Annotated in this window: 12 protein-coding genes and 1 pseudogene; 4 read left to right on the top strand and 9 right to left on the bottom strand. The window is 59.1% G+C overall.

What is annotated here, in order from left to right:
- Window positions 1-12: 12 nt before the first annotated feature.
- Entirely contained in the window at window positions 13-1221 is a 1209-nt protein-coding gene (locus ACZ1GU_RS07060) for an aromatic ring-hydroxylating oxygenase subunit alpha (RefSeq protein WP_472647333.1), read from the bottom strand.
- Window positions 1222-1294: 73 nt separating this feature from the next.
- Between ACZ1GU_RS07060 and ACZ1GU_RS07065 the strand changes: the two genes are divergently transcribed.
- From ACZ1GU_RS07065 to ACZ1GU_RS07075, 3 genes are read left to right on the top strand one after another with little or no spacing between them, the layout of a single operon-like run.
- Window positions 1295-2425 carry an MFS transporter gene (locus ACZ1GU_RS07065; RefSeq protein WP_472647334.1) on the top strand — a complete coding sequence of 377 codons (1131 nt, stop codon included), beginning with the start codon at window positions 1295-1297 and terminating at the stop codon, window positions 2423-2425.
- Window positions 2328-3023 (top strand): MFS transporter, encoded by a 696-nt coding sequence (locus tag ACZ1GU_RS07070; protein WP_472647335.1) that lies wholly within the window; start codon window positions 2328-2330, stop codon window positions 3021-3023. The genes ACZ1GU_RS07065 and ACZ1GU_RS07070 overlap by 98 nt, the downstream gene beginning before the upstream one ends.
- Window positions 3024-3029: 6 nt before the next feature.
- Window positions 3030-4355, top strand: a complete 1326-nt coding sequence (locus tag ACZ1GU_RS07075; RefSeq protein ID WP_472647336.1) for an AmpG family muropeptide MFS transporter — start codon at window positions 3030-3032, stop codon at window positions 4353-4355.
- Window positions 4356-4358: 3 nt separating this feature from the next.
- Here ACZ1GU_RS07075 and ACZ1GU_RS07080 read toward each other — a convergent pair.
- The 8 genes and pseudogenes from ACZ1GU_RS07080 to purB all read right to left on the bottom strand — a co-directional run bounded on the left by ACZ1GU_RS07080 (window position 4359) and on the right by purB (window position 12018).
- A pseudogene (locus ACZ1GU_RS07080) lies at window positions 4359-5668 on the bottom strand (bifunctional folylpolyglutamate synthase/dihydrofolate synthase).
- 5 nt (window positions 5669-5673) lie between these two features.
- Window positions 5674-6522 carry an acetyl-CoA carboxylase, carboxyltransferase subunit beta gene (gene accD, locus ACZ1GU_RS07085; protein WP_472647337.1) on the bottom strand — a complete coding sequence of 283 codons (849 nt, stop codon included), beginning with the start codon at window positions 6520-6522 and terminating at the stop codon, window positions 5674-5676.
- 20 nt (window positions 6523-6542) lie between these two features.
- The gene (gene trpA, locus ACZ1GU_RS07090) at window positions 6543-7325 is read right to left on the bottom strand and encodes a tryptophan synthase subunit alpha (RefSeq protein WP_472647338.1); all 783 of its coding nucleotides are present in this window, start codon (window positions 7323-7325) and stop codon (window positions 6543-6545) included.
- A 323-nt stretch (window positions 7326-7648) separates the two neighbouring features.
- Window positions 7649-8866: a tryptophan synthase subunit beta gene (trpB, locus tag ACZ1GU_RS07095; protein ID WP_472647339.1), complete on the bottom strand. Its 1218-nt coding sequence runs from the start codon at window positions 8864-8866 to the stop codon at window positions 7649-7651.
- 7 nt (window positions 8867-8873) lie between these two features.
- On the bottom strand, window positions 8874-9506 hold the full coding sequence (locus ACZ1GU_RS07100) for a phosphoribosylanthranilate isomerase (protein WP_472647340.1): 633 nt from the start codon (window positions 9504-9506) through the stop codon (window positions 8874-8876).
- Between the two features lie 11 nt (window positions 9507-9517).
- Window positions 9518-10192 carry an orotidine-5'-phosphate decarboxylase gene (gene pyrF, locus ACZ1GU_RS07105; RefSeq protein ID WP_472647341.1) on the bottom strand — a complete coding sequence of 225 codons (675 nt, stop codon included), beginning with the start codon at window positions 10190-10192 and terminating at the stop codon, window positions 9518-9520.
- Between the two features lie 4 nt (window positions 10193-10196).
- A complete protein-coding gene (locus ACZ1GU_RS07110; protein WP_472647342.1) occupies window positions 10197-10583 on the bottom strand; it encodes a hypothetical protein in 387 nt (128 codons plus the stop codon).
- A gap of 124 nt (window positions 10584-10707) precedes the next feature.
- Window positions 10708-12018, bottom strand: a complete 1311-nt coding sequence (gene purB / locus ACZ1GU_RS07115) for an adenylosuccinate lyase (protein ID WP_472647343.1) — start codon at window positions 12016-12018, stop codon at window positions 10708-10710.
- 225 nt (window positions 12019-12243) lie between these two features.
- Here purB and ACZ1GU_RS07120 point away from each other — a divergent pair, with 225 nt between their 5' ends.
- A complete protein-coding gene (locus ACZ1GU_RS07120) occupies window positions 12244-13656 on the top strand; it encodes a DUF3857 domain-containing transglutaminase family protein (RefSeq protein WP_472647344.1) in 1413 nt (470 codons plus the stop codon).
- The last annotated feature ends 8 nt before the right edge of the window (window positions 13657-13664 follow it).

Raw genomic sequence — 13664 nt, forward strand, 5'->3', positions numbered from 1 at the left:
TAATACGCGCAATCAATTCGAGCATTGGCGCGTCAGGCGTCGTACCGTTCGCAAGATTTCTTGAACGGTCTCATCAAAGCGGCTGATTCCGCCCTCCAAGGTTCCAAGCGTAAGATGTTCGATAGCTCCGGTCTCAAGGCCTTGCTGACCCAGTTCTGCCGCGCGGAAATCTTCGCTCGCGAAGACGCCGCCATCGAGCAGCGCCCAGCTCCGCTCCCAATGATCGCGGGCCTTGTCGCTCGTCGGCTCCTCGGGGATCAGCATGAAATCATCGACCAACGTATGATTATGCGCCTGCGGCATCAGGGTCATCACGTTGAGGTAATCGGGACTTGGGATGATCACCGTTGCGGGTAGCAATTGATAGGCGAAGGTCACCACGCGGCGCAGAGCCGACATGTCACTAAAGTCCACTGCTTCCATCTCTTCCAGCCGCCCCACGGCTGAGCGTTGATGCGGACCAATTGTATCGCCAGCCGTAACGCCATCTTTGAAGAAGGGGCCAATCGTGTTCGCGTGAAGCCGGGTGACGTGATAACTTTCGAGGAAGGCATCCATGATGAGCTTCCAATTGCCTGCGACCGAGTGGGTCTTGCGCCGAAACAGGAAGGAGCGATCCATACCGAACGCGGCGAAATCTTCTCCCAAGGCTTTGGCATCGCTGAAATCCGCACCGTCCACGGGCGCAAACCAAATCAGGCCTCCCGCTTCGCACGAGGGCAGCTCGATCAGGCTGTGTTCGGATTTGTCGAGACCGGGGAAGGTCTCTGGACGGGGGAGAGCAAGCAGACTCCCATCAAGCTGGTATGTCCATGCATGGTAGGGACAAACCAAACGGCTGGCGCATTGCACTTCTTCGCCTTCGACCAGACGTGTTCCCCTGTGCCGACAGACGTTGAGGAAGACGTGCGCCTCACCCTGCTTGTCGCGCGTGATGAGCAACGGGCGACCCGTCCCATCGTGCGGCACGGCCATGCCGGGGTCCGGCAGCACAGCAGATGGCAAAAGCACCTGAGGCATCCGGTCGAACAGAGCCGCTTTCTCGCGCTGGAAATGCTCTGGATCCGTATAGAGAGATGCGGGAACGGTGGTGATTGTGTCGGCTTCGCGCGTTACGCCATTCTTGATTTGCTCTGCCAAAGCCAATTGTCCCGGCGTTGGCCGCAGCGTTCCTGCGCCATTTTGCGGCAAAGGTGTTGATGGCGTTGTTGGCGCGTTCATCGAAGCGTTCCTATTCCTCTCATCCGCAGCTAGTGTTGCAGAAGTTTGATGCGAGTAAAAGGACGCGAGCGACATGGCTGAACAGGCCGAGGCCAAGAAACCGAGCGCGTGGCGCGCACTGGGCGTGGCGCTATCCAATCGCAAGACTTTCTTTATGCTCGTTTTTGGCTTTGCCAGCGGCCTGCCATTTGCACTGTTTCTGGGCACGCTTTTTGCCTGGCTGACCGAGGCCGAGGTTGATCTTGAGACGATGGGTATCTTCTCACTCATCGGTCTCGCCTATGCGTTCCAGTTTCTGTGGTCGCCGCTGATCGACAAAGTCGACATTCCAGGGCTGCGCAGGCTCGGCAAGCGCAAGCAGTGGATCGTACCGATGCAATTGGCGCTCGGCGTGATCCTTGTGACGCTGAGCCTGCTGGAGCCAAAGACGCAGCTCGGCTGGTTCAGTCTACTCGCCGGGATTGGGGCGTTTGCCAGCGCGACGCAGGATATCGCGATCAATGCCTGGCGTATCGACGTCGCAGACGAGAAGGCGACGCTCGATATCCTCTCGACGATCTATCAGATGGGTTATCGCTTTAGCTCGCTGGTGGGCGGGGCGCTTGGCCTGATCATCGCTGCGCGGATCGGCTGGCCAGAAACCTATATGATGATGGGCGGCTTCCTGCTGCTTGCAGGCTTCATAGGGCTGTTTGCACCCAATGCAGAAGGCGATGCGGTGATCGGTGAAGCGCCAGCGGATGAGCAGGTGCTCGCCTTGCGCAAGGCGGGCGAACTTGCGCCCTCGGTTCGTGCCAAGGCGCTGGGCGCAGTTGGACTTCTGTGGGCGCTCGCCATCGGCGTGGTGCTCGCCTTCATGATCATGTCGATGACTTACGCGCCGGAGGATCGCCCGAACCCGACCGAGTTCACCAAGAATTTTGGACCGTGGATCATTGTCGCGACCATTGTGCTTCCGGCGCTGATCGCCGGATGGCTCGCGGCGCAAAAACGCGATGGTAAAATGCTCCTACAGGCAGACGCGCCCGCAGCGACCGGCGGAGCATACGCGATGGACCACCTCTACCGCGCGCTGGTGTTGCCGCTGGTGGAGTTTGTCGGCACGAATGGGATGGAGCCTCGTCCTGATCCTCGCTGTCGTACTGACCTATCGGATTTGCGACGCGATCTGGGGGACTTTCGCCTATCCGTTTTATCTCGGTGAATTGAACTACACCAACGATGAGGTTGCGTTTGCGTCTAAGTTCTTCGGCATTGGTGCCATCATCTTGGGGCTGGCGCTCGGCGGGCTGATGTTGACCGTCATTGGCCGGATGGCGACGCTCTTTATCGGCGGGCTGCTAGCGGCGCTCACGAACCTGCTCTATGCGGACCTCGCGATCGGCGGCGCCAACATGCAAGCGGTCAGCGATCTGGTCGGTTTCACGTGGCTCATAAGCCAGGTCCCCGTCATCGGCAGCGCGGCGCTTGCCAAGCTCACCATCACAATCTTTTTCGAAAACCTCGCCATCGGGATTGCTGGCGCGGCGTATATCGCCTGGCTGTCCTCGATCGTCTCGAAGAAGTTCAGCGCGGTGCAATACGCGCTGCTTTCCTCGCTCACCCTGTTGGTCGGCACGTTGGGACGTGGCGCGTTGGGCGAGATGATTGAGAACCAGGGCTATTTCGACGTCTTCGTGCTGACGACATTCATTGGACTAGCCGCAGTTGTGCTCGTTGCGTTCGAATGGTGGCGTCAGGCGCGGGCGGGCAAGGATTCCGGCGTGGTCACGCCCGATCCGGCGGCGCAGCCAGCGGAGTAGCAGAGCTTGACCGCTTCAGCCGACCCCGTCCGGCGGGATCTGTGGAGCGCGCTCAAACCCTATTTCGAGAAAGAGCCGCTTGCGGCGTTCTTCGTTGGGGTATCCTCCGGCTTTCCCTATGCCATGATCGGCGCGACACTGACCACGCGGCTCGCGCAGGACGGGATCGACAAGGCGACCGTTACAGCGTTCACGCTCGCGTTCCTTGTCTACAATTTCAAGGTGTTCTGGGCGTGGGTCGTCGATGGTGTACGCATCCCTGTTCTAGGTCGGCTCGGCCAGCGAGTGTCCTGGATGATCCTTGCCGGTTTCTTCGTGATTGCAGCGGTCGTGAATCTCGCGCTGGTCGATCCGTCGAGCAGCCTCTCCGCAACCATCATCGCAGCGGTGCTGGTCGGCGTTGCGGGCGCAACCTTTGATATCGTGATCGACGCCTACCGGATCGAGATTTTACGCCCCGATCAGCTTGGCACTGGCTCGGGTATGAACCAATATGGCTGGCGCGTGGGTTCAGCCGGGGCAGGGGCTATCGCGCTGGTCGTCGCGGCTCGATATGGCTGGGAAGCGGCCTATCTCGGCTGCGCTGCGCTTGCATTGCCAGCGATGATCACCGCGCTCATCATGGGCGAGCCCGCGCGCCGTCAGGTTACGATTGCGCGCAAAGGTGTGAGCGAAGTGTGGCATTCTATCGCTGGGCCGTTCGCCGAGTTCTTCCAGCGGCACGGAGCGTGGCTCGTCCTCGCCTTTATTCTCGTCCACAAGATTGGCGACACGCTTGCCAACCTGACATTCCGCCTGTTGTTCGATGATCTGGGATTCAGCAACGATGAGATCGCGGTTTACGACGTGGGCGTTGGTTTTTGGGCCTATCTGATCGGGATATTCATCGGCGGGATCATCTATGCGCGGCTTGGTCTCAAGCGCTCGGTCCTGATCGCGCTCATATTGATGGCGGTGTCCAACCTGAGCTTTGCTGGCCTTGCGGTTGCGGGCGCGAGCAATCTCGGTCTCGCGTCAGCAATCGGCTTTGAAAATTTCGCCAGCGGATATGGCGGCGTGGTGGTCGTCGCCTACTTCTCCGCGCTGTGCGACCTGCGTTTCACCGCGATGCACTATGCCATGATCAGCGCGGCGGCGAGCATTGTCGGGCGGCTTTTGACTGGCACGACAGCGGGCGCGCTGATCGAGGGGATTGGATATGTCAATTTCTACCTGTTGACCACTGTGCTGGCCGTGCCTGGCATCGTTTTGTTTGCGTGGATGATGCGCACAGGGTTGGTCGATGACGCGATGGGGACAGCGGGCACGGAACCCGCGCCAGATGATGCCTAGCGCCTAGTCTGGCACCTCGTCATTGAGCCTGAGCGCTTCGCCCGCGAGGTAGAGCGAACCTGCGATCAGGACGGGATACCCGTCATCGGGAACATTGAGCATCGCCTCTTCAAGATCGGCGCGCGCCACTGCATCGGGTCCAAAGGCGCTCGCCGCATGGCTGTCATGGTCGGGCACGGGGACGACTTGCAGCGTGCAAATGCGGTCGCCCAGCGGTTCGGTGATTGCTGAGGGGTTCTTGTTCTCTAGCATGCCGATGATGAGGTGGAGATCGGTTTCGAAGAATCTTGCAATCTGCTCTCCCGCACTCAAATTATGGCCACCGTCGAGCCAGATGCCGGGCGCGGAATTCAAAATGGTAAGCGGACCGTTCTGCAACAATTGCATACGCGCTGGCCACTTGGTTGACATCAAACCTGCTTTGATTGCCTCACGTTCGACCGTAACTTTGTTCTGATGCCTTAGCATTGCGATTGCTAAACCTGCATTTTCAGCTTGGTGGTGACCTTCAAGATTTGGAAATGGTAATCGCAGCCTTTCAAGCGGTTCACCCCGATAGGTGAAGGCAGAGGAGAGAGTTGCTCCCCAGTGCTCGGATTTGACGAGCAGTCGAGCGCCGATGCGCTTTGCAACTTCTTCAAGCGCAACGAGTGACGCAGCAGGATACTCTTCTTCCCCCAAAGTCACCAGCGGCACGCCCTCTTTCGCGATTCCGGCTTTCTCAAACGCAATGCGCGCCATCGGCTCTTTCGGCACACCATCCTCCGGCGCGAGCAGGAACTTCTCGTGGTCCAGCCCCAGCGCCGCGATCCCACAAGCTGCAAGCACTTCCGGTTCCAGCACATTGGTTGCGTCAAAACGCCCACCGAGGCCAACCTCGACCACACAGGCATCGGCGGGCACGCGCGAAAATGCGAGAAACGCCGCCGCAATCGTCACTTCGAAAAACTCGGTCCAAGCTCCTCGCACGCGTCGAGAACCTCGCTGAGCAGCTCGGCCAGCGGCCCATCCTCGATAAGCTTGCCCGCGAGGCGAATGCGCTCATTGTATCGCACGAGATGCGGGCTTGTGGTGACGTGGACCCTATGACCCTGCGCCTCCAGCATCGCCCTCAAAAACGCGCAGGTTGACCCCTTTCCGTTCGTCCCGGCGACATGAAACACCGGCGGCAGCCTACGATGCGGATTGTCGAGCCGCTCCATCATCGCAGTGATTGTTTCCAGTCCGATACGCCCTTGCGGAACGCTTAGCGTGCTCAGCCGGTCGAGCTGAGCCTGCACGCGGGGGTCGTCTGAACGACCGAAATCAACCATGGGTTTTAGGCGGCCTGTTGCGGCAGCAGATAGTCGATCACGTTGGCGATTGTCGCCTTCAGATCGTGCCGCTTCACCACCATGTCGACCATGCCGTGCTTGTGCAGATATTCCGCGCGCTGGAACCCTTCGGGTAGCTGTTCGCGGATCGTATCCTGAATCACGCGCTGTCCGGCAAAACCGATAAGCGCGCCAGGTTCCGCGATGTGGATATCGCCGAGCATGGCATAGCTGGCAGTGACCCCGCCCGTGGTCGGATCGGTCAGCACGACGATATAGGGCAGGCCAGCTTCTTTCAGCCGCCGCGTCATCACGGTCGCGCGCGGCATCTGCATCAGGCTCAAGATCCCTTCCTGCATCCGAGCGCCGCCCGCTGCGGTCACGACGATATAGGGGCACTTGCGGGTCAGAGCGCGCTCCGCCCCGGCGCAGAACGCCATGCCCACGGCCATGCCCATCGATCCGCCCATAAAGCTGAAATCCTGAACGCCGACAACCGCCGGATGGCCGTCTATCGTGCCCGAACCCACCGAAAACGCGTCCTCATGCGGGTTGCTGGCCCGTGCAGCCTTCAAACGGTCGGTGTATTTCTTGCTGTCCTTGAATTTGAGCGGGTCTTCCTTGACCTGCGGCTGTGGTAGCAATTCAAAGCCCTCATCCAACAGCATGGAAAGCCGCTGATCCGCACTGATCCGGCCATGATATTCGCAGCGCGTGCAGACAAAAAGATTGTCTTCAAATTCCTGCGCGAACAGCATCTCCTGACAATTTCGGCATTTGACCCACAGATCCTTTTCAGAGCTGCGTTTATCGCTGAAGCCAAGCGAGTTTCTAACCCGTGTAAACCAGTTCATGTGTGTATCCCGTGTGGAGCCTATCGTGCGGAATGGACCGCGCCCGCCAGCTCGGATGTGTAGTCTTTTAGCTTGGCCGGGGCGTCTTTGCCAAATTCGCCGACGATTTCGACGAAAGCGGATCCGACGACAACGCCGTCCGCGACTTTGGCAATAGCGCTGGCTTGCTCGGCGGTGCGCACGCCAAAGCCGACCGCAATGGGTAGATCGGTGGCGGATTTAAGCGCTGCGACAGCCTGTTCAATACTGGCCTGCGCTGCCTGTTGTTTGCCCGTGATCCCTGCGACCGACACGTAATAAACAAAGCCGTCCGAGCCTTCGAGCACTTGCGGCAGTCGCGCTGCGTCTGTTGTTGGCGTGGCGAGACGGATTGGCGCAATGCCCTTTTCGCGCAGGGCCGGGCCAAGCGCGTCGTCTTCTTCTGGCGGGATATCGACGCAGATGACACCATCGACGCCAGCGCCTTTAGCTGACTTGGCAAACCACTCCGGCCCGCGCCGGATCATCGGATTGGCATAGCCCATCAGCACCAGAGGGATGTCGGGATGGCGCTCGCGGAACTCGTAAGCGATCTGGAGCACATCGGCGGTGGTCGTGCCCGCGCCAAGCGAGCGCAGGTTTGCGCTCTGGATCGCGGGGCCATCGGCCATCGGATCGGTGAAGGGCATTCCAAGCTCGATCACATCCGCACCGCCCGCAACCAGAGCGTCGAGATTGGCCGCCGTGTCGCCATCGCCAGCCGTGATGAAGGCGACAAAGGCGGGATGGGGCTTAGCGAAGGCGTTGGATAGGCGGCTAGTCAATTGAGCCCCGCAGATCGGAAGCTTGCGCAAAGGATTCATTCAGCTGTTCGATAGTGATAATCCTATCGAATGCCTTCCAGAATGGGTTTGAGTATGCCGAGCGGATCTCGGCTTTCTTTGGAAAACGGTACCGTCCGCCATCATTTCTCCAATTTCCCGAGAAAGGCGATTGAATGATTTCTCCCCATTCTCGATTCTATATTCTTCAAGTGCGGCGCCAAGACTTGGGTAAAGCTGGTCTGCCATCTGGTGCCAATAGCGCTGCATGAAATCGACAAAAGCTGTGGAATTGCAATCTGCCGCATCTGACGGGTTTTGCCCGCTCACATCTCCACTCCGAGCTTTTCAGCCACGGTGAAGATGTCCTTGTCGCCTCTCCCGCACAGGTTCATCAGGATGATCTCCTCATCGCGCATTTCCTTGGCGCGCTTGGCGACAGCGGCGAGGGCGTGGGAGGGCTCGAGCGCGGGGATGATCCCCTCGGTGCGGCACAGCAGCTGAAAACCTTCCAGAGCTTCGTCATCGGTGACCGCAGTGTACTCGACCCGACCGCTTTCCTTCAGCCATGCATGCTCCGGCCCGATACCGGGATAATCTAGGCCGGCACTAATCGAGTGCCCTTCGGTGATCTGGCCGTCTTCGTCCTGCAAGAGGTAGGTCTTGTTGCCGTGGAGCACACCGGGCGCACCACCGAGCAGGCTCGCCGCATGTTCATCGCCATCCAGACCGTGACCCGCCGCTTCAACGCCTAGCATCTTTACATCAGCGTCATCGAGGAAGGGGTGGAACAGGCCCAGCGCGTTAGAGCCGCCGCCGATGCAGGCGATCAACAGATCGGGTAGCCGTCCAACGCGCTCCAGCATTTGTTCACGCGCTTCTGTGCCGATCACGCTTTGAAAGTTGCGCACCATTTCGGGGTAGGGGTGCGGGCCAGCAGCCGTGCCGATGATGTAGAAAGTGTCATGAACGTTAGCGACCCAATCGCGCAGCCCCTCGTTCATCGCGTCTTTGAGCGTCGCGCCGCCGCTGGTGACGGGCACGACTTCTGCGCCGAGCAATTTCATGCGGAACACATTGGGTGATTGCCGCTCTACGTCCTCCGCGCCCATATAGATCACGCAAGGAAGGCCGAAGCGCGCGCAGACGGTTGCGGTGGCAACGCCGTGCTGGCCAGCGCCGGTTTCGGCGATGATGCGCGTCTTGCCCATGCGCTTGGCGAGCAGGATCTGGCCGATGCAATTGTTGATCTTGTGCGCGCCGGTATGGTTGAGCTCGTCGCGCTTGAACCACACTTGTGCGCCGCCGAGTTCTTCCGTCAGCCGCTCTGCAAAGTAGAGCGGGGAAGGGCGCCCGACATAATGCTTCATCAAGTCGTCGAATTCGGCCGCGAATGCCGGGTCATTCTGCGCCTTGCGATACTCCTTCTCAAGATCGAGGATCAGCGGCATCAGCGTTTCGGCGACATAGCGTCCTCCGAACTCGCCAAAATGCCCGCGGTCGTCGGGTTGATTGCGGAAGGAATTGGGGGTGTTTTCAGTCATCGTTTTCTCAGGCTTCGCGAGCCGCCTTACAGAAGGCCGCGATCTTGTCCACGTCCTTCACGCCCGGTTCGGTCTCTACGCCAGAAGACGTGTCGACCAGTTCAGTTCCGGTGGCGCGGACGGCCTCGGCGACATTGGCCGGCGTGAGACCACCGGCGAGCCCCCATGGAACTTGATGCTTGTGGCCTTGCAGCAATTCCCACCGGAAAGTTTCGCCATTGCCCCCGGGCAAAGCCTTTGCAGGCGCGTCGAACAGGAACCGGTCAATGTGCCCGACGAACTTCTGCGAGCGTTCCAACGTGCCCGCGTCCTTTAGGCCCAGCGCTTTCCACACCTCTATACCAAGCTTCTCACGCACCAGGCCGACCCATTCAGGCGTCTCTCCGCCGTGGAATTGCACCACGTCTGGCTTGATTTCTGCAATTGCTCGGCCCGTTGTTTCGACATCCGCGTTGACGAGCAACAACACCGCTTTGACGGAGCTTGGCACCAGCTGCCGCAAGCGCACCGCGTAGCCAATTTCCAGGTGACGAGGGCTCGGCTCGAAATGAACGAGGCCGACATGCGTCGCCCCCGCCTCAACCGCGGCCTGGATAGCTTCCGGGGTCGTTAGCCCACAAATCTTGATCTGAACGGACATGTAGAAGCGTCTTAGAGCGTTGCTTCTATGGCTCGGGCTGCGGCCAAGGGATCATCGGCGCGGCTGATCGGGCGACCGATTACGAGCACGCTTGCACCGCCATCGCGGGCAGCGCGAGGTGTCACAACGCGCTTTTGATCGCCGGTCCCGGCTCCATTAGGACGCAGACCGGGAACGACGAAGAATCCGTCCTTCCACTGCTTGTGGACTTTGCCCACTTCCTGACCGGAGCAGACGATCCCGTCCAGTCCAGCGGTGTGCGCCAGCTCGGCAAGGCGCATCACCTGAGTTTCCGCGCTTCCATATACGCCGGTAGCTGTAAGGTCGTTTGAGTCCATGCTGGTGAGCGTGGTGACCGCGACCACTTTGCAACCCTCTGCAGCTGCTGCCTTGGCGTCTTCCATCATTGCGCGCCCGCCGCTTGCGTGAACGGTGACGATTGCAGGTTCGTAGACATGGATCGCCTGCATTGCGCTCGCGACGGTGTTGGGAATGTCGTGAAACTTCAGATCGAGGAAAATGGGCAGGCCCAGATGCGCGATTTCATGAACGCCGTGGCCGCCATGCGCGCAGAAGAATTCAAGGCCGAGCTTCACTCCACCAATATGCGCCTGCACCTTTTCAATCAGAACCTTGGCTGGCTCGATCTGCGGCACGTCAAGTGCGAGAAAAACGGGATTGCTCATCGCATTAGCTGTCCGTTTTTGGCGGCTGCACGGGCGGCGCGGGTGAAAGCGCTTCGGGTGTCTCCGAGGGCTGCGGGTCAGGTGCCGGGTCTGGTTGTGCAGTTGGCTGTGCTTCTGCGGCACCGGCAGTTGGCTCATGACGGCGGGCGAGCGCATTCGACTTCACGGCGCTTTCCAAGCTGCGAATCCGGCGATTGAGGCTCCATTTCACGCCGCGGTGATAGAGCCAGGTCGGGACCAGCCCGATCAGGAACGAAACTATAACAATCGCGGGAACGCGGGTTTCCCAAACCAGGCCAGGCCAGATGCGCACTTCGCTCGCCCGGTCAAAATTCCCAAAGGTGAAAGCGACGAGCGCGAGCAGCACCGCGATCCAAAGCATTGTGCGCACTATCTGCATCAAATTTCCCCGACCTATTACCTGTTCTGCGCGTCCTACTGTCAGAACAGCGCTTTGCCCGTCGAACCTAAGGGTTTTGGCGAGTGAGTCTAGCGCCAGTGTTTGGTGCGGGCGATCAACCAAACACGCGATCGAAAATCGTATCGACGTGCTTGAAGTGGTAACCGAGGTCGAATTTCTCTTCGAGTTGCTCAGGTGAGAGCGCCGCGATCACTTCTTCGTCGCCTTTCAGAAGGTCGAGCAATTGCAGCTTCCCGTCTGACTCCCACACATTCATCGCATTGCGCTGAACGAGGCGATAGGCATCTTCGCGGCTAACGCCAGCCTGGGTCAGGGCAAGCAGCACACGCTGGGAGTGCACAAGGCCGCCCATGCGATCCATATTGGCCTGCATCCGCTCAGGGTAAACGAGCAGCTTGTCGACCACTCCGGTCAGCCGCGTGAGCGAGAAGTCGAGTGTTATAGTGGCGTCGGGGCCGATAAAGCGCTCGACCGAGGAGTGCGAGATATCTCGCTCGTGCCACAGTGCGACGTTTTCAAGAGCAGGCAGAGCATAGCTGCGGATCATACGCGCCTGCCCCGTGAGGTTTTCGGTCAGGATCGGATTGCGCTTATGCGGCATCGCCGAGGAGCCTTTTTGGCCGGGAGAAAAGTATTCCTCTGCCTCAAGCACTTCGGTGCGCTGCAAGTGACGGATTTCTACCGCTAGGCGCTCGATCGAGCCAGCAATCACCGCGAGGGTGGCAAAATACATCGCATGGCGATCGCGCGGAATAACCTGGGTGCTGACTGGCTCAACTGTGAGGCCAAGCTTATCTGCCACGTGGGCCTCAACCTGGGGGTCGATATTTGCGAAGGTGCCCACCGCTCCCGAAACCGCGCAAGTGGCGATTTCCGCGCGCGCTGCGACTAAGCGTTCGCGGCAGCGGTCAAACTCGGCATAGGCTTGCGCCAGCTTGAGGCCAAAGGTGACCGGCTCTGCGTGGATGCCGTGGCTGCGCCCGATCGTAGCGGTGTATTTGTGCTCCTCTGCGCGGCGTTTGATCGCGGCAAGCAGATCATCGAGGTCAGCGAGGAGAATGTCGGACGCACGAGCCAGTTGCACCGCCAAAGTCGTATCAAGCACGTCAGAGCTGGTCATGCCCTGGTGCATGAAGCGCGCTTCGTCACCGACTTGCTCTGCTACCCAGGTGAGGAAGGCGATCACGTCGTGCTTGGTGACGGCCTCAATCGCGTCGATAGCCTCGACATCGATCCTGGGGTTGGTCGCCCACCAGTCCCAAAGAGCTTTCGCGGCGCTCTTCGGGACGACACCAAGCTCGCCAAGCTTTTCGGTCGCGTGCGCTTCGATCTCGAACCAGATGCGGAATTTTGCCTCAGGCTCCCAAAGGGCGCTCATTTCGGGGCGGGCATAACGAGGGACCACGGGTCAACTCCATCGACACTTGTGTTGCAGGGAATGTTACCCGCGCGGCTATGCTGCATCGGATCGGATGGCAAGAGGGGTGCTAACGATTGTCCCTGAAAGTCGCTCATCTTCGTATCAATCATAGACGAGGGTGCGCAAATACTGGCGTTGAGCGAATTTGGCGTTTGACTAGAGAGAGTTATTCCATAATTTGAACTGGAATATAGAACTGGGGCAATACACATGAAATTTTCGGTCTGCCTTTCGGCAGTTTCGCTCATCGCTTTGGGTGCATCTTCAGCCGCTAAAGCTGGCGATGAACCACTTTATCAGCCGGCCCCCGAATGGATTGAGCCCGTTGTTCTTTCCGAGGTCGAGCGCGACCCCTCCAATTCCCAAATCGTCAACGACACCCAGATCCGCATCAATCCTGGCCAGCACTGGGAATATACCGATGTCGTCTATCGGGTCGGCAGTCTTTCTGACCTTTCAAACGTCGGCACGCTGACCGCACAATGGTTGCCGGACAAAGGCGACCTTATTGTTCACGAAATTTCGATCCGGCGCGGCGACGATCTGATCGACCTTGTTGAGCAAGGCGAAGTCATGGAAGTGCTGCGCCGCGAGGAGCAGTTGGAGCAACGGATCCTGGATGGATCGCTGACCGCCACTCTATCTGTCCCCGGCTTGCAGGTGGGCGATGAGTTGCGGCTCAGCTATTCTGTCACGTCATCCGATCAGGCCCTGGGTGAAGAGGTCCAAAGCCAGTCTTATCTTTGGCGTGAACCCGATACAGTCGCGGATTTCGCTCGGATACGCGCGTCGTGGCCTGAAAGCTTGGACGTGAAATACAAGGCAGGTCCAAACTTCGATTTGCCGCCTGTATGGGACGAAGCCGGGCACAATTGGGTCGAAGTGTTGCTGCCGCTGGCAGAGGCGGACGAATTTCCGAGCGATGCGCCGCTGCGCTATCGCCGTGGCACTCTTCTTCAGCTTGGAACATTTGCTGACTGGGCCGAGGTGTCGAGCACAATGGCACCATACTATGAAACGTCCGGATCGCTTGATGGCCTGGGTGATCTGCTGGAAAAAGTTGAAGCAATTAGAACCGGTTACGCTACCGATCTTGAGCGCGCAGTGGCTGCGCTTGAGCTGGTCCAGGAAGACATCCGCTATCTGCTGAACGGCTTGGATGGCGGCAATTACCTGCCACAAGATGTCGCAACGACTTGGGAGAACAAATACGGGGACTGCAAGGCCAAAACCGTCATATTGTTGGCGATCCTGCAACACTTGGGCATCGATTCCGAAGCTGTGCTGGTGTCGAGCAGGGCAGGCAATGCGGTACCGATTTCACTGCCGTTGCCGGGTGCATTCGACCACGTCCTCGTGCGCACTGAGATCGGGGGCAATCTCTTTTATCTCGATGGAACTTCGCTCGGTGCAAATATGCGAACGGTCGGTAACGTCCCATCGTTCGAGTTTGCTTTGCCGATCCGCTCTGCGGGCGCAGAACTTGAGCCGATCAAACAAGTGCTTCCGCGTGTGCCCGAAGTTAGCATGCGTTTCTCATTTGACGCGTCTGCCGGCGTAGACTTGCCGACGTTAGCAACAATGGAGATGCAGTTTCTGGGCGCTTCGGTACCGCTCGGGTGAATGCAGAG

This window comes from Erythrobacter sp. HA7-11 (assembly GCF_055693605.1).

Coding starts and splice junctions, on each gene's coding strand:
- ACZ1GU_RS07060 (WP_472647333.1), bottom strand. CDS start 1,221: ATGAACGCGCCAACAACGCCATCAACACCTTTGCCGCAAAATGGCGCA.
- ACZ1GU_RS07065 (WP_472647334.1), top strand. CDS start 1,295: ATGGCTGAACAGGCCGAGGCCAAGAAACCGAGCGCGTGGCGCGCACTG.
- ACZ1GU_RS07070 (WP_472647335.1), top strand. CDS start 2,328: ATGGGATGGAGCCTCGTCCTGATCCTCGCTGTCGTACTGACCTATCGG.
- accD (WP_472647337.1), bottom strand. CDS start 6,522: ATGAACTGGTTTACACGGGTTAGAAACTCGCTTGGCTTCAGCGATAAA.
- trpB (WP_472647339.1), bottom strand. CDS start 8,866: ATGACTGAAAACACCCCCAATTCCTTCCGCAATCAACCCGACGACCGC.
- ACZ1GU_RS07100 (WP_472647340.1), bottom strand. CDS start 9,506: ATGTCCGTTCAGATCAAGATTTGTGGGCTAACGACCCCGGAAGCTATC.
- pyrF (WP_472647341.1), bottom strand. CDS start 10,192: ATGAGCAATCCCGTTTTTCTCGCACTTGACGTGCCGCAGATCGAGCCA.
- ACZ1GU_RS07120 (WP_472647344.1), top strand. CDS start 12,244: ATGAAATTTTCGGTCTGCCTTTCGGCAGTTTCGCTCATCGCTTTGGGT.